The sequence below is a fragment of the Rhodococcus sp. HM1 genome, from assembly GCF_023218075.1.
Classification (GTDB): Bacteria; Actinomycetota; Actinomycetes; order Mycobacteriales; family Mycobacteriaceae; genus Rhodococcus.
Genome location: NZ_JALPTB010000007.1, coordinates 107,287 through 131,173 on the forward strand (window position 1 = coordinate 107,287; position 23,887 = coordinate 131,173).

General features: G+C 68.9%; 19 protein-coding genes and 1 pseudogene. 8 read left to right on the top strand and 12 right to left on the bottom strand.

Annotation, left to right across the window (positions count from 1 at the left end):
- Positions 1–5: 5 nt before the first annotated feature.
- Both M1M07_RS06375 and M1M07_RS06380 read left to right on the top strand, forming a co-directional pair.
- Positions 6–1,166, top strand: a complete 1,161-nt coding sequence (locus tag M1M07_RS06375; RefSeq protein ID WP_248673598.1) for a cytochrome P450 — start codon at positions 6–8, stop codon at positions 1,164–1,166.
- A gap of 80 nt (positions 1,167–1,246) precedes the next feature.
- Complete coding sequence (locus M1M07_RS06380) at positions 1,247–3,364, top strand: FAD-dependent oxidoreductase (RefSeq protein ID WP_248673599.1); 2,118 nt, start codon at positions 1,247–1,249, stop codon at positions 3,362–3,364.
- A gap of 31 nt (positions 3,365–3,395) precedes the next feature.
- Here M1M07_RS06380 and bluB read toward each other — a convergent pair whose 3' ends face one another.
- The gene (bluB, locus tag M1M07_RS06385; protein WP_197253424.1) at positions 3,396–4,067 is read right to left on the bottom strand and encodes a 5,6-dimethylbenzimidazole synthase; all 672 of its coding nucleotides are present in this window, start codon (positions 4,065–4,067) and stop codon (positions 3,396–3,398) included.
- Between the two features lie 9 nt (positions 4,068–4,076).
- Positions 4,077–4,571, bottom strand: coding sequence for a glutathione peroxidase (locus M1M07_RS06390; RefSeq protein WP_197253426.1), 495 nt, complete (start codon positions 4,569–4,571; stop codon positions 4,077–4,079).
- Positions 4,572–4,826: 255 nt separating this feature from the next.
- Here M1M07_RS06390 and M1M07_RS06395 point away from each other — a divergent pair, with 255 nt between their 5' ends.
- On the top strand, positions 4,827–5,288 hold the full coding sequence (locus M1M07_RS06395; protein WP_248673600.1) for a VOC family protein: 462 nt from the start codon (positions 4,827–4,829) through the stop codon (positions 5,286–5,288).
- Between the two features lie 72 nt (positions 5,289–5,360).
- Here M1M07_RS06395 and M1M07_RS06400 read toward each other — a convergent pair whose 3' ends face one another.
- Positions 5,361–6,740, bottom strand: a complete 1,380-nt coding sequence (locus M1M07_RS06400; protein WP_197251848.1) for a cation:dicarboxylase symporter family transporter — start codon at positions 6,738–6,740, stop codon at positions 5,361–5,363.
- Between the two features lie 231 nt (positions 6,741–6,971).
- Here M1M07_RS06400 and M1M07_RS06405 point away from each other — a divergent pair, with 231 nt between their 5' ends.
- Both M1M07_RS06405 and M1M07_RS06410 read left to right on the top strand, forming a co-directional pair.
- Positions 6,972–8,525, top strand: coding sequence for an ATP-binding protein (locus M1M07_RS06405; protein ID WP_248673601.1), 1,554 nt, complete (start codon positions 6,972–6,974; stop codon positions 8,523–8,525).
- A complete protein-coding gene (locus tag M1M07_RS06410; RefSeq protein ID WP_248673602.1) occupies positions 8,522–9,250 on the top strand; it encodes a response regulator in 729 nt (242 codons plus the stop codon). Before M1M07_RS06405 ends, M1M07_RS06410 begins: the two co-directional genes overlap by 4 nt.
- 43 nt (positions 9,251–9,293) lie before the next feature.
- Here M1M07_RS06410 and M1M07_RS06415 read toward each other — a convergent pair whose 3' ends face one another.
- On the bottom strand, positions 9,294–9,464 hold the full coding sequence (locus tag M1M07_RS06415) for a hypothetical protein (protein ID WP_248673603.1): 171 nt from the start codon (positions 9,462–9,464) through the stop codon (positions 9,294–9,296).
- Between the two features lie 314 nt (positions 9,465–9,778).
- Here M1M07_RS06415 and M1M07_RS06420 point away from each other — a divergent pair.
- Positions 9,779–10,000, top strand: a pseudogene (locus tag M1M07_RS06420) (fibronectin type III-like domain-contianing protein); the annotation flags it as partial.
- A gap of 124 nt (positions 10,001–10,124) precedes the next feature.
- Positions 10,125–11,000 carry a fumarylacetoacetate hydrolase family protein gene (locus M1M07_RS06425; protein WP_248673604.1) on the top strand — a complete coding sequence of 292 codons (876 nt, stop codon included), beginning with the start codon at positions 10,125–10,127 and terminating at the stop codon, positions 10,998–11,000.
- Here the strand turns inward: M1M07_RS06425 and M1M07_RS06430 are convergent.
- The 6 genes from M1M07_RS06430 to M1M07_RS06455 form a co-directional block, all read right to left on the bottom strand.
- A complete protein-coding gene (locus M1M07_RS06430; RefSeq protein ID WP_248673605.1) occupies positions 10,994–11,728 on the bottom strand; it encodes an ABC transporter ATP-binding protein in 735 nt (244 codons plus the stop codon). The genes M1M07_RS06425 and M1M07_RS06430 overlap by 7 nt on opposite strands.
- Positions 11,725–14,505 (bottom strand): branched-chain amino acid ABC transporter permease/ATP-binding protein, encoded by a 2,781-nt coding sequence (locus tag M1M07_RS06435; protein WP_248673606.1) that lies wholly within the window; start codon positions 14,503–14,505, stop codon positions 11,725–11,727. Before M1M07_RS06435 ends, M1M07_RS06430 begins: the two co-directional genes overlap by 4 nt.
- A gap of 65 nt (positions 14,506–14,570) precedes the next feature.
- Positions 14,571–15,818, bottom strand: coding sequence for an ABC transporter substrate-binding protein (locus M1M07_RS06440; RefSeq protein ID WP_197251842.1), 1,248 nt, complete (start codon positions 15,816–15,818; stop codon positions 14,571–14,573).
- A gap of 118 nt (positions 15,819–15,936) precedes the next feature.
- Positions 15,937–16,812, bottom strand: coding sequence for an SDR family oxidoreductase (locus M1M07_RS06445; RefSeq protein ID WP_248673607.1), 876 nt, complete (start codon positions 16,810–16,812; stop codon positions 15,937–15,939).
- Between the two features lie 187 nt (positions 16,813–16,999).
- A complete protein-coding gene (locus tag M1M07_RS06450) occupies positions 17,000–19,138 on the bottom strand; it encodes a S9 family peptidase (RefSeq protein ID WP_248673608.1) in 2,139 nt (712 codons plus the stop codon).
- Entirely contained in the window at positions 19,138–20,028 is an 891-nt protein-coding gene (locus tag M1M07_RS06455; protein ID WP_197251839.1) for a phosphoribosylaminoimidazolesuccinocarboxamide synthase, read from the bottom strand. The genes M1M07_RS06450 and M1M07_RS06455 overlap by 1 nt, the downstream gene beginning before the upstream one ends.
- A 111-nt stretch (positions 20,029–20,139) precedes the next feature.
- Here M1M07_RS06455 and M1M07_RS06460 point away from each other — a divergent pair, with 111 nt between their 5' ends.
- Positions 20,140–21,561 carry an MDR family MFS transporter gene (locus M1M07_RS06460; protein WP_197251849.1) on the top strand — a complete coding sequence of 474 codons (1,422 nt, stop codon included), beginning with the start codon at positions 20,140–20,142 and terminating at the stop codon, positions 21,559–21,561.
- A gap of 60 nt (positions 21,562–21,621) precedes the next feature.
- Here M1M07_RS06460 and M1M07_RS06465 read toward each other — a convergent pair whose 3' ends face one another.
- Positions 21,622–23,190 carry an alpha/beta hydrolase gene (locus M1M07_RS06465; protein WP_248673609.1) on the bottom strand — a complete coding sequence of 523 codons (1,569 nt, stop codon included), beginning with the start codon at positions 23,188–23,190 and terminating at the stop codon, positions 21,622–21,624.
- Positions 23,191–23,355: 165 nt separating this feature from the next.
- Positions 23,356–23,577, bottom strand: coding sequence for a phosphopantetheine-binding protein (locus M1M07_RS06470; RefSeq protein ID WP_197251837.1), 222 nt, complete (start codon positions 23,575–23,577; stop codon positions 23,356–23,358).
- Positions 23,578–23,887: the final 310 nt, after the last annotated feature.

Consider the following 23,887-nt stretch of genomic DNA (forward strand, 5'->3'; position numbering starts at 1 on the left):
GTGTCATGTCCGATCAGAGCGAACCGCACGTGGATTGGGACCCGCGTTCCCCACAGGTGCAGGCGGATCAGATCACCGCGTACGACGAGATGCGCGCCCGCTGCCCCGTCGCCTACAGCGCCTACCGCGATTGGACGGTGTTCCGTCACACCGATGTCGTGGCAATCCTCGACGACCCCGCGACCTTCAACAATGCGGTGTCGTCGCATCCGTCGGTGCCCAACGGCATGGACCCGCCGGAGCACACGTCGTTCCGGGCGATCAACGACCGGTACTTCACGCCCGACCGCATGCGCGCGTTCGAACCGGCGTGCCGCGAGGTGGCCCGCGACCTGATCGACGCACTCGGGCCCGGCGAGGCCGAGATCATGTCCGGCCTGGCCGAACCGTTCGCGAACCGGATCCAGTGCCGGTTCATGGGGTGGCCGGACCGTCTGCACGAGCCGCTGCGCGAATGGACGCGCAAGAACCGGGAGGCGACGCGCGCCCTCGACCGGGCGGCGATGTCGGCGATCGCGCTGGAGTTCGACGGCTACATCCGCGAACAGCTCGACGAGCGCCGTGGTCGGCCGGCGACCGGGACTCCCGACGTGACCGCGGAGCTGCTCGGCGAGCGGGTCGACGGCAGGCCGCTCACCGATGCCGAGCTGGTGTCGATGATCCGCAACTGGACGGTCGGCGAGCTGAGCACGATCGCTGCGTGCGTCGGCATCCTGGTCGCGTTCCTCGCGTCGAATCCGGAGGTCCAGAAGCATCTGCGGGCCGAACCCGACCGGATCGGTGCCGCGTGCGACGAGATCCTGCGGATGCAGGCACCGCTGATCGCGAACCGCCGTCGCACCACCCGGGAGGTGACCGTCGCGGACCGCCGCATCCCGGCCGGGGAACGGATCATAGTGCTGTGGGCGTCGGCGAACCGCGACGAGGCCGTCTTCGGTGACCCCGACGAGTTCCGCCTCGACCGCGACCCGGCCGCGAACCTGCTTTACGGACGCGGCATCCACAACTGTCCGGGTGCGCCGCTCGCGCGACTCGAGCTCACCGCACTGGTCGACGAACTGCTCGCCGCGACCACGAACATCACCGCGACCGGCGCGGTTCCGGAGCACGCGGCGTATCCGGCGGGCGGGTTCACGCGGGTGCCGGTCGTGCTGACCCGCCACTGAACAACTCCCACCGAACGACGAGGTCCCGTTCACCAAGACGGCCGTCCTGCCCCGGCGCCGACGCGGTTTAGCGTCGGCCCGTGACGACCCGCCAGAAGACGTACCCGCATCTGCTCTCCCCCGGCACCATCGGCCCGCTCACCCTGGCCAACCGGGTGGTGCTGCCCGCGATGGACATGAATCTGTGCGTGGACGGCGAGATCGAGCAGGGCGACATCGATCATTTCGCGGCGCGCGCCGCGGGCGGCACCGGATTGATCATCACCGGATGCTGCGCGGTCGCGTATCCGATCGGGTGCGCGAGCACCAAGGAACCGGGCCTGTCCGAGGACCGGTTCATCCCCGGGCTGAAGGCGCTGGCGGACGCCGTGCACGTGTCCGGCAGCAAACTGTGCGTGCAGATGACCCACCACGGCAAGGTCGCCCGGATCGACACCGTCCAGGACCGTCCGCTGCTGGTGCCGTCGACGCCGCAGGCCGGCCCCGACATGAGCGCGCTCGCCGACAACACCGGCGAGGAACTGCAGAAGATGGCGAGCGTCGTGCAGGGCAAGCAGGCCACTTTCCACGAGGCCGACGCCGACGACATCCCTTGGCTGATCAAGTGTTTCGCCGAGGCCGCGGCCCGCGTGAAGGCTGCCGGCGGCGACGCGGTCGAAATCCATTGCGCGCACGGCTATGTGCTCGGTGCGTTCCTGTCCCGCGCCGACAACCGGCGCACCGACGAGTACGGCGGCTCGCTCGAGAACCGGGCACGGCTGGCGTGCGAGGTGATCCGGGCCGTCAAGGACGAGGTGGGCGACTCGCTGGCGGTGATCGTGCGTGTCGCCGGACGCGAGTACGGGGAGGCCGGCGCATTGACCACCGCCGAGGCCGTGCAGGCGTCGGTGCTGTTCGAGAAGGCCGGCGCGGACGCCATCCATGTCACCGGATGGGCCCGGAATCCGTTCTCCAACTTCACCGACGGTCCGCTTCCGAACACGGTGGGCGCGTACACCGACCTGGCCGCGGAGGTGAAGCGGGCGGTGTCGATCCCGGTGATCGCGGTGGGCCGGATGCTTCCCGAGGTGGGTGAGCAGACCATCGCCGACGGCAAGGCGGATTTCGTCGCGATGGGCCGCCAGCTGCTGGCCGATCCCGATCTCGTCGGCAAACTGAAGGCCGGAACCCCGGAGCAGGTGCGTCCCTGCATCAATTGCTATGTGTGCGTTCAGGAGAACTTCTGGGACGGTACCCCCGTGTGCGCGGTGAATCCGGCGCTGGGCAACGAGACGCTGGTGCCGTTCGTGCGGACCGCCGCCGCGAAGCGGGTCGTCGTCGTGGGTGCCGGGCCCGCGGGTCTCGAGGTTGCGCGCATCGCAACCGAACGCGGCCATCACGTCACGGTGCTCGACAAGACTGATCGGCTCGGCGGCACCCTGTGGTTCTCGACGCTGACCACCCCCGACAACGAGCGCCTGCTGAACTGGCTGACCGCCGAGGTCCGGCGGCTCGGCATCGACGTCCGGTTGAAGACCGAGGCCACCGCGGCGTCGATCCAGGCACTGAACCCCGATGTCGTGGTGATCGCGACCGGCGCGGTGCGCGAGCGCCCGGGTGTGCCCGGGGGCGATCTGCCGCACGTGCACACCGGCGACACGCTGCGGGCGTTGATGACCGGCAGCGGTGATGTTTCCGGTCAGCCGTGGTTCCTGCGGACGGCGGGCAAGCTCGGTGCGCTGTCGGGAATCACGAAGCGGCCCGGTGCAGTTCGCTCGGTGACCCGCAAGTTCCTGCCCGTGGGCCGGAACGTCGTGGTGATCGGTGGCTCGCTGGTGGGCCTCGAACTCGCCGAGTTCCTGGCCGAGCGGGGCCGGCAGGTGACGCTGCTGGAAGAAGGTCAGCAGCTGGGTGTGCCGATGGCGATGCCGCGGCGCTGGACCGCGGTTCGTCATGCCGGGGAGGTCGGGGTGACCGTCCACCGGCACGCGACCGTCCAGCGCATCACCCCGGACGCGGTCGAGTTCCAGGTCGGTACCGAAACCCTCACCGCCCCTGCCGATCTGGTCGTGATGGCGTCGGGAGTGTCGGCGGCGGCGCCGCTCGCCGACGACCTCGCCGGGTCCGGGACGGACGTGCGGGTCGTCGGCGATGCGGGCGACGTCGGATACATCGAGGGCGCGATCCGTTCGGCCTGGAAGGTCGCGACCGCGCTGTGACCCGGGCGGCTGCGACTCGGGCTGCCGTGACTCAGGCTTCGGCGGTGTCCGGCGTGTCGTAGGCGCCGCCGAAGCGGTCGCGGTGCACGGCGTCGGTCAGCGGACGGCCGCGGCGCCAGCCGAAGCGTTCCAGGTCCGGTACCTCCTGGAGACGGGTGACCGGCCCGACGCACAGCCACGCGATCGGCCGCACCGCGCCTTCCGCACCGATGAACTCGGTGAGGAACGGTTCGTCGTAGAACGACACCCATCCGACGCCGAGCCCTTCCGCGGTCGCGGCGAGCCACAGGTTCTGGATCGCGAGGACCGCGGAGAACAACCCGGAGTCGTCGATGGTGTGCCGGCCCAGGATGTGCTTACCGCCGCGTTCCGGGTCGTAGGTGACGACGATGCCGGTACGGGACTCGACGATCCCCTCGATCTTGATGGGGTCGAAGGTGCGGCGGCGGTCCTCCGGGAGCGAATCGGCGAACGCCTGGCGGCATCCGGCGACGTGCTCGGCGAACGCTTCGAGCCGCTGCCGGTCCTGCACGACGACGAAGTCCCAGGGCTGGGTGTTGCCGACGCTGGGCGCGTGGTGGGCCGCGGCGAGGATGCGCCACAGCACATCCTCGTCGACGGTTTCACCGGCGAACTCGGCGCGCACGTCACGGCGCATGCGGATGATGTCGTACAGCGCGTCGCGCGCTTCGTTCGAGAACATGGCTTCAGGTCAGACCGGCAGCACGGCCTCGATCGCGGCGACGACCTCGGGGGCGTCCGGTTCGGTGCGCGGACGGAACCGGTCGACGACGGTGCCGTCGGGTGCGATCACGAACTTCTCGAAGTTCCACTGGATGTCCCCGGCCTCGCCGTCTGCGTCGGCGTGCTTGGTCAGCTCCGCGTACAGGGGGTGCCGGTTCTCGCCGTTGACCTCGATCTTCTCGAGCAGCGGGAAGGTGACTCCGTAGGTGGTGGAGCAGAACTCCTGGATCTCCTCGGCGGTGCCCGGTTCCTGGCCCATGAACTGGTTGCAGGGCACACCCACCACGATCAGGCCGCGGTCCGCGTAGTTCTTCGCCAGCTGTTCCAGCGCCGTGTACTGCGGCGTCAGGCCGCACTTGGAGGCGACGTTGACGACGAGCAGCGCGTGGCCGTCGAATGCGGCGAGGGACGTGGGCTCACCGGCGAGGGTGTTGATCGCGATGTCCTGAAGAGGTGTGGTCATGCGGACCAACGTAGTCGGCCCGCTGTGATTGCGGAGTTTGCTCGGTGCACGAATCCCGGCCACGTTCCCGGTCGCATCGGTTTCCTCCCGGCCGGCGGATCGACTCACAGCGCGGCACGATCGGATACGCTCCGGCGGTCACCAGGTATCTCGACCGGTACCGCGAACTGCCCGATCCGGTCCGGCCCACCTACCGTGCCAGCCGCACCCAGGTCGACAGCGCACAGCCCGGACAACCACACCGCAAGGAAGTTCATGGAGATCAAGGAACTGGGCCATGTCGTCCTCTACGTCCGCGACATCACCCGCTCGGCGCACTTCTACGGCGAGGTCCTCGGCTGGCGCCGGCTGACGGCGGACGGTGCACCCGCGATGCCGGTCGCCGCGTTCTCCGCACCGTCGAACCGAACCCATCACGAACTGCTGCTCATCGAGGTCGGGCCCGACGCCGCCGCCCTGCCCGCCGGACGCCGGGTGGGGATGTACCACTTCGGCCTGAAGATCGGCGACAGCGACGACGAACTGCGCGCGGCCCTGGCCCAGTTGCGGGAAGCCGGGGTTCCGATCCTCGGGGCCAGCGATCACGGCATCACCCACAGCCTCTACATCGCAGATCCCGACGGCAACGAGATCGAGCTGTACATCGACGTTCCCGACGTCGACTGGCGCTCCGACCCGTCCCTCCTCTACTCCCCCGTCAAGCCGCTGCGCCTGTGACCGGACCCCGGACACAGGCGCGGCCCGGACTCCGTGGGGAGTCCGGGCCGCGGCGGGCGGATACGGGTCGCGCTACACGGCGACCTTCTGCAGCTGCGGTTCCTTCTCCGGGACCGGGTGACCGTCGTCGTCGCCGAGCATCGACTCGTCGAACGGCAACCGGCCGGCCAGCACCTCGTCGACGCGGGCACGGTCCACGGTCTTGGTCCACGTGCCGATCAGCAGGGTCGCGATGGCGTTGCCGGAGAAGTTCGTGACGGCACGCGCCTCGGACATGAACCGGTCGACACCGACGATCAGGCCGACCCCGTCGACGAGGTCCGGGCGGTGGCTCTGCAGCCCACCGGCGAGGGTGGCGAGCCCGGCGCCGGTCACCCCGGCCGCACCCTTCGACGCGATGATCATGAACACCAGCAGCGACAGCTGCTCGGCCAGCGCGAGCGGGCGGCCCATCGCGTCGGCGACGAACAGCGCGGCCATCGTCAGGTAGATCGCGGTGCCGTCGAGGTTGAAGGAGTAGCCGGTGGGTACGACGACACCGACGGTGGTGCGCTGCACGCCCAGGTGCTCCATCTTGGCGATCAGGCGCGGCAGCGCCGACTCGGACGAGGACGTCGCGAAGATGAGCAGGTATTCGCGGGCCAGGTAGCGGACCAGCTTGAACACCGAGACCCCGGCGACCGCGCGCAGCAACGTGCCGAGGACACCGAACACGAACACCAGGCACGTCAGGTAGAACGCGAGCATCAGCGCACCGAGCTGGAGGACCGCGCTCAGGCCGGTCTGCCCGACCACATTGGCGATCGCGCCGAACGCGCCGATCGGGGCCAGCCACAGGATCATCGTCAGGATCTTGAACACGAGCTTCTGCACGTGCGCGACGCCACGCAGGATCGGCTCACCGGACTTGCCGATGCCCTGGATCGCGAAGCCCACGAGCAGCGCGACGAACAGGGTCTGCAGCACGCTGCCGGAAGTGAGCGCGGACAGCATCGAGGTCGGGATGATCCCGGAGATGAACTCGGCGGTGCCGCCGGCTTCGTGGGCCTTCTCGGCCAGTGCCGCACCGGAGGATGCGGTGGATGCGTCCAGGGTCAGACCGCTGCCCGGGTCGAGCAGGTTGCCGACGAACAGGCCGATGCCGAGCGCGACCGTCGACATGCCGACGAAGTAGATCAGGGCGAGACCACCGATGCGGCCGACGCTGGCGGCCGCGCGCACCGAGCCGATTCCCAGCACGATGGTGCAGAAGATGACCGGGCTGATCATCATCTTGATGAGGTCGACGAACGTGGTGCCGAGGATGCCGAGAGACTTGCCGACGTCCGGTGCCTGCCAGCCGACCAGCACACCGGCGACAACGGCGACGACGACGCCGATGTACAGCCAGTGGGTCCGGTCCTTGCGCCGGGACGCCCGGTCCTTGCGCAGAGACACTGCTGTGGTGCTCATGGGTTGCCCTTCGATCACGGATACGGATTCGGTGGCAGCCGGTAGGACTCGGGATTCGACCGTGGTACGGCCGGCTGCTGCGGGACCCTGGTAGGGATGTTCCACGCCCGGGTGGTGACCGGTATCACTTCCACCTACCAAAATGGTGATGGTGGGTCGGCGCACGGAGAAGATTGCGTACATAGTGTTCACGGGAGGTCGCCGGTGAACCGTCACGGCACACGCCGGCCGATGAGCGTGGCGGGGCAGCTACTGATCCTGCAGCTCGTGGTGTTCACCGTGGTCACGATCGCCGCAGGGGCGCTGTTCGTCGTCGACGAACGCCGCGACGCCGACGCCACGACCCGCCTGGCCGTGACCGATGTCGCGGTGACCACCGCCCAGCTCCCCGACGTCGCCGAAGGTCTGCGGTCCCCCGATCCGACCGCGGCGCTGCAGCCGCTCGCCGAGCGGATCCGCACCTCCACGGGCGTCGATTTCGTCGTGGTCGTCGACCCGGACGGGATCCGGGTGACCCATCCCGTGCCCGAGCAGATCGGGCTTCCCTACACCGGCCACATCGAGCAGGCCCGTGCCGGGCAGACGTACAGCGAGACGTACACCGGCAGTCTCGGGCCGTCGATCCGGACGATCGCCCCGGTGTACGCGGACGACGGCACGCTCGCCGGGTTCGTGTCGGTCGGGGTGACCCGGGAGCGCATCTCCGAGGCCTTCCTGCGCGGCCTGCCCGGCATCGTCGCGGTCGTCGCGGCGGGGCTGGCGGTGACCGCGGCCGGCGCCGTGCTCATCGCCCGCCGGCTGCGGCGGCAGACGCTGGGGCTGAATCCGGACCAGTTGCTGCGCATGTACGAGCATCACGACGCGGTGCTGCGCGCGATCGGTGAGGGCCTGGTCGTGTTCGGCACGTCGGGCGGTGGGACACCGCGCGTCGACGTCGTCAACGACGAGGCCCGCAGGTTGCTCGGCCTCCGGTCCGGGCCGGTGTCGTTCGAGTCGCTGCCGGAGACCCTGCGCAGGCTCGCGACCGGCGAGGAGGTGCGTGACGAGGTGCACCTGACCCGGGACCGGGTGCTGGTGGTGGGCAGCGACGCGGTGCAGTGGGAGGGCCGGCGGATCGGGACAGTCGTGACCCTGCGCGATCACACCGAGTTGCGCGGCGCGCTCGGAGAGCTGGATTCGGTGCGCGGGTTCGCCGAGTCGCTGCGGGCCCAGGCCCACGAGTCGGCGAACCGGTTGCACACGATCATCACGATGGTCGAGCTGGGCCGGTCCGAGGAGGCCGTGGCGTTCGCGACGCGCGAGCTGGCGGTGTCCCAGAACCTCATCGACCGGTTGACCGCCGACGTCGCCGAACCGGCGCTCGCGGCGCTGCTGCTCGGCAAGGTCGACGAGGCCGCCGAGCGCGGCGTCGAACTGACCGTCACGGAGGACACCGCGCTCGGTCCGGTGCCGTCGGTGCCGTCCCGCGACCTCGTCACTCTCGTCGGGAACCTGATCGACAACGCGATCGACGCGTCCCGCGCCGCCGACGAACCGTGGGTGGAAGTCACTGTTCGTGAAGAGGATTCGACGATGATCGTCGAGGTCGCCGACAGCGGGCCGGGAATGTCGCCGGACACCCTGGCGCAGGCGATGCAGCGCGGATATTCGACGAAATCCGAACATCGCGGACTCGGGCTGGCACTGGTCGCGCAGGTCGTCGCCCGCCACCGCGGGGTCCTGCGCACCGAACCGTCCCTCGGCGCCATGATCGTCGCGGAAATTCCCCTCGGGGGTCGCTCGTGATCCGAGTGCTCATCGTCGAGGACGAACCGCTCATCGCGCAGGCCCACCGCGAATACCTCGGGCGGATACCGGGATTCGAGGTGGTCGACGAGGTGCACACCGGCACCGCCGCACTGCGGGCGGCGACGGCGGCCGTACGCCGTGGCGAACCGATCGACCTGGTCCTGCTCGACATCGGCCTGCCCGACATGAGCGGGCTCGACGTGGCGGCATCACTGGGAGGGTTGCGGCCGAGCCCGGACATCATCGCCGTGACCTCGGCCCGGGATCTCGAAGTGGTCCGCACCGCCGTGTCCCGCGGCATCGTGCTGTATCTGCTCAAGCCGTTCACGTTCGCCGCGCTGCGCGACAAGCTCGAGCACTACGTCGCCTACCGCACCGCGCTGGGTTCAGCGGAAACCGCAGTCGCGCAACACGATATCGATCGGGCGATGGCCGCGCTGCGCACGTCGAACACAAAGGCGTCCGCGCCGAAGGGCATCTCCCCCGCGACCCTCGACCGGATCGCCGGGTTCCTCCGCGAGGCGGACGGTCCCCGCACCGCCGCCGAGGTCGGGACAGCGGTCGGGGTATCGCGTGTGACGGCGTGGCGGTACCTCGAACGTCTTGCCGACGACGGTCTGCTCGTCCGCATCACCGAGTACGGCCGGGCCGGCCGCCCTCAGGTCCGCTACGCCCGCAATCCCCGCCCCACCCCGGGTGACGGGAACCGGCATCCGGGCTGACCCGGTGCCGGTTCCCGTCACGGGAGGGGCAGGGATTACCGGCTCAGTCCCGGTCCCGTCGTGCTGCATCCAGGTCCCGAGCCGACCGCGCCGAATCGGTGTAGGACACATCGTTTCGGTTGCACGCCTGGACGAACATGTCGAGGAAACTCCTCTCGGTCCGGACAGGGCGGGATTCCTTGCCGGGTTGGGCGTTACCGCTCGCAGCAGTCATGGAGCGTTCTCCTTCCGATCGTCGACGGGACACCGGGGCGATTCCGCCGTGGGCCGAGGAGTGCCGGTTCCTACATCGGCACCACCGACAGCAGCCAGGTGTAGGCCTCGACGAGAGGCGTGTGGACAGCGAGGAAAGCAGCTTCGACCAGGGCTCGCACGAATGGGTTCTCCTTCTCGTTCCCACACGTCGATCGGATCGACGCGCAAACGCTCCTCCGAGCGTCCATCAGCGATTCGGAGCCGGTGCACAGGAGGATGGGTCGGATTCCTGCACCGGTTGTGACAGCGGACGCTGTACCTCACCGAGGCGATCGGCGGCAGCGGCTGCTCGGCTTCGAACGCGTCGAGTTACAACCCGGCACATCGCACCGAGTGACCTTGGTTGCCGAGCCGCGACTCCTCGCGCGCTTCGACGGCACTGCCGGCAAGTGGCGCATCACCGAAGGGACGTACGAGGTCGCGGTGGGCAAGTCCGCCGACGGCCTCGATCTCACGGCCGAGACGACGTTGACGAACGCGCTGTTCGGCAGCTGACCCGAGAACCGACGAGCCACGACCGTCCCCGAACCGGTGCGGAGGGCCGGTGTGATTCCCGGGTGGTCCGAGTCCGGTAGTAGTAGTGGGAACGCTCAGCCGGAGCCCCCAAGGAGAACGAACCGTGCGCATCGCCAACCTCGACAACCGTGCCGTCCTCGTCGTCGGTGATCCCGGCGACGAGCGCGCAGTCGATATCGCCACCGCGTCCGACGACAGGTTCGGTCCGGATCTGCCCTCGGTCTTCACGTCGTGGGACGAGGTGCGGGCCTGGGCCTCCGAGGTGGACCCGGCAGGCACGACCACGACGGCGATCGACCGCACCCGCCTCGGCGCCCCGTCGCCCGCACCGCGGCAGGTGTTCGCGATCGGACTGAACTATCGCGAGCACGCCGCCGAATCCGGTATGGAGGCGCCGACGCACCTGCCTCCGGTGTTCACCAAGTACGTCTCGTCGTTCTCCGGTCCCGATACCGAGGTCGTCATCCCGGACGGTGGCAACGTCGACTGGGAGGTCGAACTCGTCGTCGTCATCGGACGACAGGGGCACCGGATCGCCGAGACCGACGCGTGGTCGCACCTCGCCGGCGTGACCGTCGGACAGGACATCTCCGAACGCGTGGCCCAGATGCGTGGTCCCGCACCGCAGTTCGGTCTCGCCAAGTCGTTCCCGGGCTTCGCGCCGCAGGGTCCGTGGCTGGTCACCCCGGACGAGTTCGCCGACCCGGACGATCTCGAACTCGGGTGCCGGATCGACGGCGACGAGGTCCAGCGGGGCCGGACGCGGGACATGATCTTCCCGGTGCCCGCCCTGATCGCCGCCCTGTCGGAGAACGTCACGCTGTATCCCGGAGACGTGATCTTCACCGGGACCCCTGCCGGCGTCGGCATGGGCCGCGACCCCCAGCGGTTCCTGCAGCCCGGCGAGACACTCGACACCTGGATCGAGGGCATCGGGGAACTGCACCAGCGGTTCGTCGCGGCAGGGCGGCCTCAGTAGACGACCGAGTCCGTGCCTGCCGCATGCCCGAGATAGGCCCGCTCGAGCACGTCCGGTGCCGCGGCGAGGTCGGCCGCGGCGCCGGTCGTGGTCACCTCGCCGTGCCGGAGCACCAGCGCGCGGTCGGCGACGGTGAGCGCCATGTGCACGTGCTGTTCGACCAGCACGGCGGCAACCTGCCGTTCGTCGACGAAGCGCCGGATCACCGGCAGCAGCGACTCGACGATCACCGGCGCCAGTCCCATGCTCAGCTCGTCGATCAGCAGGACCTTCGGTGCCTGCATGAACGCGCGCCCGATCGCGAGCATCTGCTGCTCCCCGCCGGACAGCAGGCCCGCCGACACGTCGAGCCGTTCGCCCAACTGCGGGAAGTAGTCGATCACCTCCGCGATCGTGGTGCCACCCGGCCTGCGCGCGAGGCGAAGGTTCTCGGTCACCGTCAGTCCGGTGAACAGCGCCCGATCGTCCGGGACGAGCACGATCCCCGCCTTCGATGCGGTTCGGGCGCTGCCCGGCTTGATCCGTACCCCGTCGAGTTCGACCGTCCCGGCGAGGGGCGTCAGCAACCCGGCGAGGGTGATCAGCAGGGTCGTCTTGCCCGCCCCGTTGGGCCCGAGCACGGCCATGATCTCGCCGGCCCGGAGCTCGAAGCCGACATCGCGCACACACGCCCTGCCCCGGACGTAGCCCGCAGAGAGACCGTCGCAGTTCATCATCGTCGTCGTCATGTGCCCGATTCCGCCTTGCTCTGGGTCGCACCGAGATACGCCGCGACCACGTCCGCGTTCGTCCGGATCTCGGCCGGGGTACCGTTCGCGATCACCCGGCCGAGATCGAGGACCACGATGCGATCGCACAGTTCGAGGACCAGGTCCATGTCGTGGTCGACGATGACGATCGTCACGCCCGCATCCCGGACCACTTTCAATTTCTCTCCGAGCCAACGACTCTCGGCAGTCGCCAAACCTGCGGCGGGTTCGTCGAGCAGCAGCACCTGCGGTTGTCCCGCCAGCGCGCGGGCGACCGAGACCAATTGCTTGCGTCCCTGCGACAACTCACCGACCGGGCGGTCGACCAGCGCGGTGAGACCGAGCATCCGGAACAGGGAGTCTCTCCATTCGACCGACTCCTTCCCACGTCGCCACCCGCCGGCGGCGAACGTACCGACGGCGACATTCTCCCGAACCGAGAGATCGTCGTAGAGCGACATGTCCTGGAACGTCCGGCCCAGTCCGAGCCGACTCCGCCGGTGCGGTGGAAGGTCGTCGATCCGCTTGTCCCCGAGCGCAACCGACCCTCCAGCCTTCGCGAATCCGCTCAACGCGTCGATGCAGGTCGTCTTTCCCGCACCGTTGGGCCCGATGAGTCCGACGATCTCGCCGGACCGCACTTCGGTGGCGAAGTCGGCCAGTGCAGTGACGGCTCCGTGGGTCACCGTGAGGCCGTCCGCGGCGAGGACCACCTTCCCGGCGGTGTCGCTGTCCGCGGAGACCGTGGGCAACTCCGCCCCGGACGCGGTCGCGCCGCTTCCGATATCGTCGAGATCTTCTGTCTTCGAGCCGGTTCCGGAACCGAACCGGCCTCGGAGCCGCTGCATCTGCACGACCACCTGACCGGCGATGCCCTCGGGGTAACCGATCACCGTGAGGACCAGCAGGACACCGCCGATGAGCGCGTAGTAGTCCGCGAATCCCAGCAGCCGGTCCATGAGGACGAACACCACACCGCCGGCACCGAGCACCCCCGAGAGGATGCCACCGCTCACCAGCGTGACGCCCGCGATGTAGATCATCGCGAACATCGCGATCCCGCCGATGGTGGAGTACGACTCGGCGGTTGCCACCGTCTGCTGGTAGGCCATCAGGGATCCGCCGAGTCCGGCGATGAACGCGCCGATCGCGAACGCCGCGAGTTTCGTTCGCGCCACGTTGATCCCGGACGCGGCCGCGGCGCGCTCGTTGGCGCGAACGGCGAGCATGGCAGCACCCAACCGGCCCGTTCGCAATTTGACCACCGCCAGCGCGACGATCACGAGGACGAATAGGCAGAGGAACCCGAACACCGTCCGCGGGTAGCCCGCCCCGGATCCGATCGACAGGTCGATTCCGAACAGGGTCGGTTTCGCGACCGGCGCTCCTCCCATTCCGCCGTTCAGCGCGGTGTTCCGGAACCACACGAATTCCAGGAACACCGCCAGGGCGAGAGTGACCACCGTGACCGGCAAGCCACGGATCCGGAGGGCGGGGAGCCCGACGATCACGCCGATCACCGTCGCCACCATAGCCGCGAGGATCGGCGCGATCGGGAACGGAATGCCCAGATCGACCGTCAACCGGCTCAACGAGAATGCCCCGACACCGGCCAGGGTCAGCTGGGCCAGCGAGATCTGTCCCGCGAAACCCGTCACCACGACCTGCGACAGCCCCACGACCGCGAGGATGATACTGATGATGACCGCCCCGCGGAAGCTTCCCGAGGTGAGAAGTAGCGCCAGGACCGCGACAACGACGCCGGCGATCGCCGGCAGCAGGATCTTCTGCGGACGCGGCGCCCGTCCCAGGGTGGACTTCACGATCGCACCACGTGTCGGCAGTGGTTTTCCCCGGAAGACGAGGAAGACGAGAATGAGTGCGAGCGGCACGAGTTCGGCCATTCCCGCCCGCGGGAACCAGTCCACCGTCGCCTGCAGGTGGGTCATCTCCGACTGCAACATCCCGATGGCGAAACCGGCGGCCACGGTCAGTCCCATCGCGGTGAAGTTCCCGACCAGCGCGGCCGCGAGTGCGGGAATCACGAAGAGCGTGTAGGACACCGGGACGAGCGGAACGATCGGCGCGATGAGGATGCCGCTGATGCCCGCCACCACGGTGCTCAGCGCCCAGTTGCCGAGGGCGATCCGGTCGGGTGAGAGTCCGGTGACGAGCGCACCCTTCTCCGATTCGGCAGCCGCGCGAGTTGCCAAACCGAAACGGGTGTAACGGAACAGAGCGACGAGAATCACCGTCATCGCGACGACGATCACCGCGAACCACAGACGATCCTCGGGAATCCGGACGCCGAGGAGCGTGACGGCACCGTTCGGCAGGATGGGCTTGACCGACACGGGTGTCGTCCCGACACGGATCGCCAGCAGCGCCTGGATGACCAGCATGACGCCGATCGACACCACCGCCTTGGCCACCGGGGGTGCGTTCCGCACGAGCCGGAACACGGCCGCGTAGAGGAACACTCCCAGCAGCGCCGCGATCAGGAGCGACAGGAGAGCCGCGGGGACGAATCCCCACGGCCCGCCCACGTCCACCGTCGTCGGCATTCCGGGAATCGGGTTGAGCAACTCACCTTTCCGGAGCAGCCCGTACGTGTAGGCCACGTACAGGGCGATCGCGCCGGTGGCGAAGTTGACCACGCCCGAGCTACGGAAGGTCATCACCAGGGCGAGCCCCAGCGCCGCGTACACGGCGCCGTTGCCCAACCCCAGTGCGAGGAAAGCGAAGTGCTCGGACATCACTCACTCGTTTCCCGGTGCCCGAACGGCACGTCGCGCCACGATGTGTTCCCTTACCCAGCGGGTCATCCGACGACGACCGGCGAGGTGACCTGGCCGCCCTCGGCAACAGTTGCCCGGATCATCTTGTTGCTGCACACGGTGGGCATCATCGGCATCGCCGTGCCGTCACAGGTGAACGTGATGCCGTCCGCCGCCGGCATGGGAACGTCCTTGGCGGTCTTGATCGCCTCGTTCACCGCGGCCGCGGTCGGTTCACCCTGCACACCCTGTGCGGCACGGATCAATCCGAGCATCGCCGCATAGCCGGTGCTCGTGAATCCACCGATCTCCACATCGGGGGCGTACTCATCCATCACCGCACGGTAGAGGACCGCTTCGGGCCCGTCGGAATCGATGTCGGCGCCGATGAAGACCAGCGACCCGTCGAGCGTATCGCCGACCGCGTCGACGACCGCGGGGTCGAGGCACGGCTGGATGACCATTTTCGCCTGGGTTGCACCGAGTGTCTGCAGGGACTTGAGCACGGACGTGCACATCGTCCCGTCACCGATCACCGCGACCGCCTCGGTCCCGTCCGCGAGCCCCGCGCTGACCTGCGGTGTGGAATCGGGAGTTCCGGGTGTCACCGGAGCGACCTGCAGCTCCACACCCGCCGCGTCGAATGTGCCCTTACCCACCGCCTCCGTCGAGGCGATCACCGTACCGGTGTCGATCACGTACGCGGCGACCTTCTTGTACCCCTGTTCGGCAGCGTATGCCGCCATGCCCGCGAGGGCACCCGGGAAACCGGGGCTCAGCACGTAGGTTCCGGGTGTCGTCAGCTCCGCGGCGCTCGTCCCGGAAGTCGTGAGATACGGGATGCCGGCCCCGGTGATGATCGGGACCATCGCGGCACCGTTTCCGGAGGTGGTGACGACGACCGCCGAGACGCCCTGCTCCACCATCTGGTTGGCACAGTCCTGGTTGGACGCCGGGTCCTCCTTGGCCGCACAGGAAACGACCTCGATCGGGTGCCCGGCGACGCCCCCGAGATGCGCATTGGCGTACTCGGCGGCCGCCTCCGCCGCCTGCCGGTTCTCCGGCATCGAAATCGCCGGTCCACCTTCGGGGTTGATCAGCCCGATCTTGATCGGTGTACCGGTGGCCGGGTTGTCGGCGAAGGCGCCCTCCGGCGCCTCGACCGAGCTGCCACCCGAGTCCTCGGCACTGTCCGTGCCGCAGGCCGTCCCGGCGATCAGCGCGGGAATCGCGAGGAGCATGCCGGCCCGTAGGACCGAGGTTCGACCGGCGGATCTGCACGTCTTGGACATGAGGCTTCCATCCTTCGTTCACGACGCGGGCGTCGGATGCTGAGGTAGTGACATGGATCACACAAAGCTCGGCTGAGCGTAGGACGGGCGACGCACATGTGTCAATAGGACAGCCTAGTTATCTAGGTGCGATACCTGACGACCGAATCTCCACGCCGAAGTCGGCGCGGTGGTCGCGCGCCCACTGTTCGAGGGTGCGGCCCGGCCGGCCGGTGAGGTCGGCGACGCCCGGGCGCACCGCGTCCGGGACCTCGACGGTGTCGCGCCAGTAGTCGAGGAGCATCCGCAGGATGCCGTCGTCGAGGAACTGCGCCGTCTCGGCGCGGAACTCGTCCGGGGAGATCTCGACCAGAGTGAGGGCGCGGCCCAGTCCGGCGCCGAGAGCCTCGACTTGCTGTGTGCGCGTGAGCGAGCGGGGACCGCTCAGCGCAACGGCCTGCCCGATCCAGCGGTCGTCGGTGAGGGCGGCGACGGCCGCATCGGCGACATCCGCCTCGTGGATCGGTGCCTGCGCGGAGCGCACGTACGGTGCCCGGATCGGCGCGCCGGACCGGATCGACCACGCCCAGGACAGCAGATTGGCCGCGAACGTGCCGGGGCGCAGGATCGTCCAGTTGTCGGTGCGCTCGGTCACCGCCGACTCGACCGCGCTGTGATGAACCTGGCTGGCGGACCCGACGTCACGCGGAAACTCCTGTGCCGCAGCGAGCGACGACAGCACCACGAACTTCTCGACGCCGTGCTCCACGGCGTCGTCCACGAACGCGTCGACGCCGGCCGCGGGAAACACGAACGCGCGGTCCACGCCGGTGAAGGCGGCCCCGGGGACTCCGCCCGGGATCGAGAGGTCGCCGCCGACGACCTCGACGGCGTCGGGCAGTGCAGCAGTGTCGGGGGTGCGGGTGATCGCGCGGACGGATTCGCCGCGCGCGAGGAGCGTATCGATGAGCAGGCGGCCGACGGATCCGGTTGCGCCGGTGACGAGGACGGTCATGGGGCTCTCCTTCGGGTCGGGCACCGACGGTTCGGTGCGCACGCCCACGATCTCCGCAATCGCGGACGAATCCCGTCCTCGTCCACCGTGACCGCGAAAAGGAACCGGCCGCCGCCGCGAAGATCGCGACGACGGCCGGTGCGGCGAACGAAACTGCGGTGAACGAAACCGCTGGGGAACGAAACCCTCAGGGCCGGTAGGCCCCCGAGGTGGCGAGCACCCATGCGAACTCGAACGCGACCTCGCGCCACTTCTCGTAGCGGCCCGACACTCCCCCGTGCCCGGCGCTCATCTCCGTCTTGAGGAGCAGCGGCGCATCGCCGGTCTTGGTGGCGCGCAGTTTGGCGACCCACTTGGCCGGTTCGACGTACAGCACCCGGGTGTCGTTGATGCTCGTGATCGCCAGGATCGCCGGGTAGTCCTTGGCCTCGACGTTCTCGTACGGGCTGTACGAGCGCATGTACGCGTACACCTCGGGATTGTCGAGCGGGTTGCCCCACTCGTCCCACTCGATGACGGTCAGCGGCAGCGACGGATCGAGGATCGAGGTCAGCGGATCGACGAACGGCACGTTCGCGAGGATGCCCGCGAACAACTCGGGCGCGAGGTTCGCGACCGCACCCATGAGCAGACCGCCCGCGCTGCCGCCGTCCGCGACCAGACGATCCGGGGACGTCACCCCGGTGTCGATCAGGTGCTGCGCGCACGCGACGAAATCGGTGAAGGTGTTCTTCTTGGTGAGCGCCTTGCCGTTCTCGTACCAGTGCCGGCCCATCTCGCCGCCGCCGCGGACGTGGGCGACCGCGAACACCATGCCGCGGTCCAGCAGCGACAGCCGTGCCACCGAGAACCCGGGATCGATGCTGGCCTCGTACGAGCCGTAGCCGTAGAGCAGTGTCGGGGCGGGACCCTCGGGCAGGTCCTTGCGCTGCACGATCGACAGCGGAATCCGGGTGCCGTCTTCCGCGACCGCCCACTCCCGGCGCTGCTCGTACCGGGTGGGATCGAAGTCGCCCAGCACCGGTTGCGCCTTGCGCAGCAGCAGTTCGCCGGTGTCGACGACGAGGTCGTAGACCCGGCTCGGGGTGATGAACGACGTGAACCCGAGGCGGAGCGTCGGCTGGTTCCACTCGGGGTTCGCGCCCGGTCCGACGGAGAACAGTTCCTCGTCGAATTCGATCTCCGTGAAATCGCCGTAGCCGTCGGCCGTCAGCGGCCACACCGCGAGCCGGGTCAGCGCCTCACGCCGGTACCCGATGACCAGGTGACCCGCGAACGCGTCGACGTCCTCGAGCCGCACGTCGTCGCGGTGCTCGATGAGGGTGTGCAGTGCGGACGGATCGTCGACGGGCGCCTCCGCGAGCACGAAGTTCTCGGCCTTCACGCCGGCGGGATCGACGTCGTTGTGCAGCACGAGGAATCGGTCCTCACCCGCGACGACGGCGTGCTCCGCGCTGTACTCGACACCCTCACGGCGTGGCAGCAGCACACGGAATTCGCCTGTCGGGTTCTCGGATTCGAGGACCCACCCTTCGGTGGTGATCTTCGATCCGACCCAGATCATCAGGTACTTCTCGCTGCGGGTCGAGCCCACCGACACCCAGAACCGCTCGTCCGGTTCGTGGAAGACCTTCACGTCCTCGCTGCGGTCGGTACCGAGGCGGTGCCGCCACACCGTGTCCGGCCGCCACGACTCGTCGACGGTGAGATAGAAGACGTGGGTGTGGTCGATCGCCCACGTCGCGCCGGGCGCGGTGCCGGGAATCTCGTCGGGCAGCAGTTCACCGGAGACGAGGTTCTTGAACCGCAGCGTGTACCGCTCGTCGCCGACCACGTCGGTCGAGTAGGCGAGCAGCGTGCCGTCGTGGCTGACCGAGAACGCGCCGATGGAGAAGAACTCGTGGCCCTCGGCTTCGGCGTTGCCGTCGAGCAGGATCTGCTCGCCGGGCAACTCGACGCCCGGCGCCGGTTCCGGCGGTGTCCAGTCGTCGGGGCCGGAGATCGGGCAGCGGCACTGGATTCCGTACTGCTTCCCCTCGGCGGTGCGGGCGTAGTACCACCAGTCGCCGAGCCGGGTCGGCACCGACATGTCGGTTTCCTGCGTGCGCGACTTGATCTCGTCGAAGATCTTCTCGCGCAGCGGCGCCAGGTCCGCGGTCTGCTGTTCCGTCCACGCATTCTCGGCCTCGAGATATGCGATGACGTCGGGGTTCTCCTTGTCGCGCAACCATTCGTACTCGTCGACGAAGGTGTGTCCGTGATGGGTGCGCTCGATCGGAACCTTCTTGGCGACCGGGGGCGCCGACAGGGGTGCCGACTCCGGCATCACTGCCCCCCGATCCAGTCGTCGAACGACAGCCCGGAGATCCGCTCGTAGGCCTCGATGTAGCGGGCACGGGTCTTGTCGACGACGTGCTGCGGCAGCGCCGGCGGCGGGGTGTCGGACTTGCGGTCCCAGCCGGATTCCGGCCCGGTCAGCCAGTTGCGGACGATCTGCTTGTCGAAGCTCGGCTGCACCTTGCCTTCCTCGTACTCCTCGGCGGGCCAGTAGCGCGACGAATCCGGGGTGAGCACCTCGTCGGCGAGCACCAGGTTGCCGGCCTTGTCGAGACCGAACTCGAACTTGGTGTCGGCGAGCAGGATGCCGCGCTCGGACGCGTACATCGCGGCGCGGTCGTAGATGTCGAGGGTGTCCTGGCGCAGCTTCATCGCGAGGTTCAGGCCGACCTTCTCGGCGACCTGCTCGAAGCTGATGTTCTCGTCGTGGTCGCCGAGGTCGGCCTTGGTGGCGGGGGTGAAGATCGGCTCCGGCAGGCGGCTCGCCTCGACGAGCCCCTCGGGCAGCTTCACTCCGCACACCGAGCCGGTGGCCTGGTAGTCGAGCAGGCCGGAACCGGTGAGGTAGCCGCGGGCGACGCATTCGACGGGCACCATCTGCAGCCGCTTGACGACCAGCGCACGACCCAGGAGGTCTTCGGGGATGCGTTCGTCGTCGGGTTCACCGGCGAGATGGTTGTTCGCGTCGAGCAGGTTGAAGAAGAACACGCTCATCGCGGTGAGGACCCGGCCCTTGTCGGGAATCGGGGTGGCGAGCACGTGGTCGTAGGCCGAGATCCGGTCGCTGGCCACGAGCAGCAGGTGCTCGTCGTCGATGACATACAGGTCGCGGACCTTGCCGCCGGCGAGGTGGGAGTAGGACTCGAGTGAAGGACGCACGATGTCACCCTAGTGCTCGCGGGCGACATCCACGCCAAGCCGGTGACAGATCTCCCATCCGTGACAATGTCGAAGACACTCGGACACGATCCGATCGACGACGGGAGCACGATGGCAGCGGGAACGGTACATGTGGACGTCGGGTTCCGGTCGGAACGCGGTCCGATCCTGCTGGCCCTGATGCTCGCGACCGCGCTGGTCGCGCTCGAGAGCACCATCCTCGCGACCGCCGTCCCCACGATCGTCGCCGACCTCGGCGGATTCACCCAGTTCCCGTGGTTGTTCTCGAGCTATCTGCTGACGCAGGCGGTGCTCGTGCCGGTGTACGGCAAGCTGTCCGACGTGTTCGGCCGCAAACCGGTCCTGCTGTTCGGGATCGCGGTGTTCGCTCTCGGATCGTTGCTGTGTGCGCTGGCGTGGAGCATGCCCGCGCTGATCGCGTTCCGGGCGGTGCAGGGCATCGGCGCGGGGGCGGTGCTGCCGATGGCGCAGACCATCGCCGGGGACATCTATACCGTCGCCGAACGCGCGAAGGCGCAGGGCTACATCGCCAGCGTGTGGGGAATGTCCTCGGTCGTCGGGCCCGCGATCGGCGGCATCTTCTCGGACTTCGCATCCTGGCGCTGGATCTTCTGGGTGAACCTTCCGCTGTGCGCGCTCGCGGCGTGGGTGCTCATCCGCAGCTTCGACGAGTCGCGGACGGAGGACCGGCCGGAACGTCGGCCGATCGACTGGGCGGGCGCGACGGTTCTGGCGCTGGCCGCCGGGCTGCTGATCCTCGGTCTGCTCGAGGGCGGCCAGTCGTGGGCGTGGGCGTCGGTGCCGAGCGCGGCGATCTTCCTGGCGTCGGCCGCCCTGTTCGTGGTGTTCGGCCTGGTGGAGCGGCGGGCCGCGGATCCGATCCTGCCGGTGTGGGTGTTCACGCGGCGGGTGCTGTTGTCGACGAGCGCGGTCGCCGTGATGGTCGGCGCGGTGGTGATGGGCCTGACGTCGTACGTTCCGGCCTTCGTGCAGGGAGCGCTCGGCACCACTGCCCTGGTCGCCGGGTTCACCCTGGCGACGCTGACCATGGGCTGGCCGGTCGCGGCGTCGCAGTCGGGACGGTTGTATCTGCGCGTCGGGTTCCGGGTGACCGCGCTGATCGGCGCGGTACCGGCGATCTGCGGCACGGCCCTGCTGACGCGGCTCGACGTGCACTCGCAGATCTGGCACGTCGCGGCGTGCTGTGTGCTCATCGGTCTCGGGATGGGACTGATCGCCAGCCCCTCGCTGATCGCGGCGCAGGCGAGCGTCGGGTGGTCCGAGCGCGGCGTCGCGACCGGGGCGAACGCGTTCGCGCGCGGACTGGGCAGTGCCGTCGGGGTCGCGGTGTTCGGGGCGTTGGCCAACGCGGCGGCCGGGGGTACGGATGCCCCGGATGCCGGGCAGGTCGCCGCGTCGATCGATCCGGTGTTCTCCGCGGTGCTGATCGCGACGATCGCGCTGGCCGTCGCGGCGGCGACGATCCCGGGCCGCCCCGCCGACGCATCCTGACGCCGCAGCCCCACACGACCGGCGGTCGTGCGGGGCTGCATCGCCGTGGGTGGGAAGCGATCAGCAGGTGATGTCGCCGTCCGGCACGGTCAGGTCGACGAGGTACGACACGACCGGGGTGTCGATGCACCACTGTCCGGTCAGCGCGACCCCGTGCTGGGTGCCACGGTAGGTGACCAGGACACCGCCCAGCTGATCCGCCAGATCGACACCGGCCTGGTAGGGCGTCGCGGGGTCCTCCGTGGTGGACACCACCAGCACCGGTGCCAGTCCCGACACCTCGACGGTGTGCGGGGTGCTCGTCGGCGGCACCGGCCAGAACGCGCACGTGTCGAGAGGTGCCTGACCGGAACCGTAACCGTCGTCGAGGAACGGTGCGGCCTCGCGCAGGCGAGTGTCGAGTTCACCGAGCGCCGCCCGGTCGGTCGAGGCAGGATCGTCGACGCATCGCACGGCGGTCATCGCCTCCGCCGAGTTCGAGTAGGCGCCGTCGGCGGATCGCCCCTCGTACAGGTCGGCGAGCATGAGCAGCGTGTCGCCGTTGCCCGCAGCCAGCTCGTCGAGCCCCGCCATCAGCGGCTCCCACATGTTCGGCGAATACAGACCCGCGATCACGCCCGTCATCGCATCCGAGTAGCTGAGGCCACGCGGATCCGCAGTCGCCGCCGGGCTGTCGACGAGGGGGTCGACGAGTTCCCGGAACCGCTGCACCGCCCCGGCGGGATCGTCCCCGAGCGGGCACCCGGCGAGTGTCGTGCAGCGCGTTGCGAACTCGGCGAACGCCTGCTGGAATCCGGCCATCTGGTTCAGCACCTGTTCGTCGGAATTCTGCTGGGGATCGAGGGCGCCGTCGAGGACCATCGCGCGCACGTTCTGCGGGAACTGCTCCGCGTAGGCGGTGCCGAGCCGGGTGCCGTACGAGTAGCCGAGGTAGGTGAGCTGCCGGTCGCCGAGCACCGCGCGGAGGACGTCCATGTCCCGGGCGACATCCCGTGTGCCGACGTTCGCGAGCACGTCCGTGCCGGTTCGTTCGGCGCACTGTGCCGCGAACTCCTGCGCCTCCTGTTCTGCCTCGGCAATAGCCTCCGGGCTGCGGTCGAGATCGGCCTCGGCCCTGTCCTCGTCCTTCTCCTCGGGGGTCAGGCACACGATCTGCGGGGTCGACGCTCCGATGCCGCGCGGATCGAACCCGATGACGTCGAAGTGCTCGGCCAGCGGCGTTCCGGTCCCCACCACTGCCATGCCGAGCCCGGAGGCACCGGGGCCACCGGGATTGACGAGCAGGGAACCGACCTTCTCACCGGTCGCCGCCATGCGGGACACCGCGATCTGCGCGGTCTGTCCCTGCGGATCGCCGTAGTCGACGGGAACGTTCACCTTCGCGCACTCGAGCGTGCTGAGGTCGGATCCGTCGGTGCTGAACCCGTCGCACGAACCCCACTCGATCTGCTGGGTGTAGAAGTCGTCCAGGCCGTCCGGGATCTCCCCGGCATCCGAGCGCACGTCGGGATCCGCCGCGGCGTACGGCGCCGTGACGACACCGGCGGTCAGGAACGCCGCGGTCGTCAGGATCGCCGCTGCAGCGGCCCGCCGTCGCGGACGCACCTCGGAGAACTGTGAAGCCACCATGCGATTCGCCTGCCCTTCAAGAGGTTCGGGCGGACCTGCCCGAAGGCCCGAAGCGGAGTCTTCGGGTCCTTCGAGCGTCGCGGCGAAGGGTGGGGCGAACCAGCAGCCCTGGGTGGAGACAGCGGTACCCTCTGCGTTACCGGGGAATCCCGGAACGTGAGACGGTCAGGAACGCGTGAGCAGCGTGCACCACTGGTCGAGATCGGGAGCGGACGCCAGCGACACGAAATCGATGTCGGCTCCGGCGCCGCGCCAGTGTTCGACGAGCGCCATCAGACGCACCGAGTCGAGACCCTGGTCGACCAGGCTCGCCGTCGGGTCCAGCTCGTCGGGCTCCACCTCGAGAATCCGGGCGGTGTCGGCGAGAATCGTTCCCCGATCCAGCATGCTTCTCCTTCTGCTACGAATGCGCCGGCGCTGCCGTCACCGGCCCCCGACACCCGAGATATTTCGGTTAGGCTAACCGAAATCGAATACGGGTCAAAGCTCCCGTTCGCCCGACTCGACCCGGGCGAATGCGGTTCGACACCGACCCCGACGTGGCAGCACCAAAGGTTAGCCTAACCGTATATGTTCTTGTGTGGTCGTGTGCCCCACGCGATCGTCCACTTCACCGCTACCGAGAGGTGTGCGTCATGCAGGCACCGGCCCCCGCCGCGCAGGTCACCGGCACGGCCCCCTTCGCCCTGTCCCGCCC

Coding starts and splice junctions, on each gene's coding strand:
- M1M07_RS06400 (WP_197251848.1), bottom strand. CDS start 6,740: ATGAGCACCACAGCAGTGTCTCTGCGCAAGGACCGGGCGTCCCGGCGC.
- bluB (WP_197253424.1), bottom strand. CDS start 4,067: ATGTTCTCGAACGAAGCGCGCGACGCGCTGTACGACATCATCCGCATG.
- M1M07_RS06430 (WP_248673605.1), bottom strand. CDS start 11,728: ATGACGACGACGATGATGAACTGCGACGGTCTCTCTGCGGGCTACGTC.
- M1M07_RS06440 (WP_197251842.1), bottom strand. CDS start 15,818: ATGTCCAAGACGTGCAGATCCGCCGGTCGAACCTCGGTCCTACGGGCC.
- M1M07_RS06450 (WP_248673608.1), bottom strand. CDS start 19,138: ATGCCGGAGTCGGCACCCCTGTCGGCGCCCCCGGTCGCCAAGAAGGTT.
- M1M07_RS06470 (WP_197251837.1), bottom strand. CDS start 23,577: ATGCTGGATCGGGGAACGATTCTCGCCGACACCGCCCGGATTCTCGAG.
- M1M07_RS06390 (WP_197253426.1), bottom strand. CDS start 4,571: ATGACCACACCTCTTCAGGACATCGCGATCAACACCCTCGCCGGTGAG.
- M1M07_RS06415 (WP_248673603.1), bottom strand. CDS start 9,464: ATGACTGCTGCGAGCGGTAACGCCCAACCCGGCAAGGAATCCCGCCCT.
- M1M07_RS06465 (WP_248673609.1), bottom strand. CDS start 23,190: ATGGTGGCTTCACAGTTCTCCGAGGTGCGTCCGCGACGGCGGGCCGCT.
- M1M07_RS06375 (WP_248673598.1), top strand. CDS start 6: ATGTCCGATCAGAGCGAACCGCACGTGGATTGGGACCCGCGTTCCCCA.
- M1M07_RS06395 (WP_248673600.1), top strand. CDS start 4,827: ATGGAGATCAAGGAACTGGGCCATGTCGTCCTCTACGTCCGCGACATC.
- M1M07_RS06445 (WP_248673607.1), bottom strand. CDS start 16,812: ATGACCGTCCTCGTCACCGGCGCAACCGGATCCGTCGGCCGCCTGCTC.
- M1M07_RS06435 (WP_248673606.1), bottom strand. CDS start 14,505: ATGTCCGAGCACTTCGCTTTCCTCGCACTGGGGTTGGGCAACGGCGCC.
- M1M07_RS06405 (WP_248673601.1), top strand. CDS start 6,972: ATGAGCGTGGCGGGGCAGCTACTGATCCTGCAGCTCGTGGTGTTCACC.
- M1M07_RS06460 (WP_197251849.1), top strand. CDS start 20,140: ATGGCAGCGGGAACGGTACATGTGGACGTCGGGTTCCGGTCGGAACGC.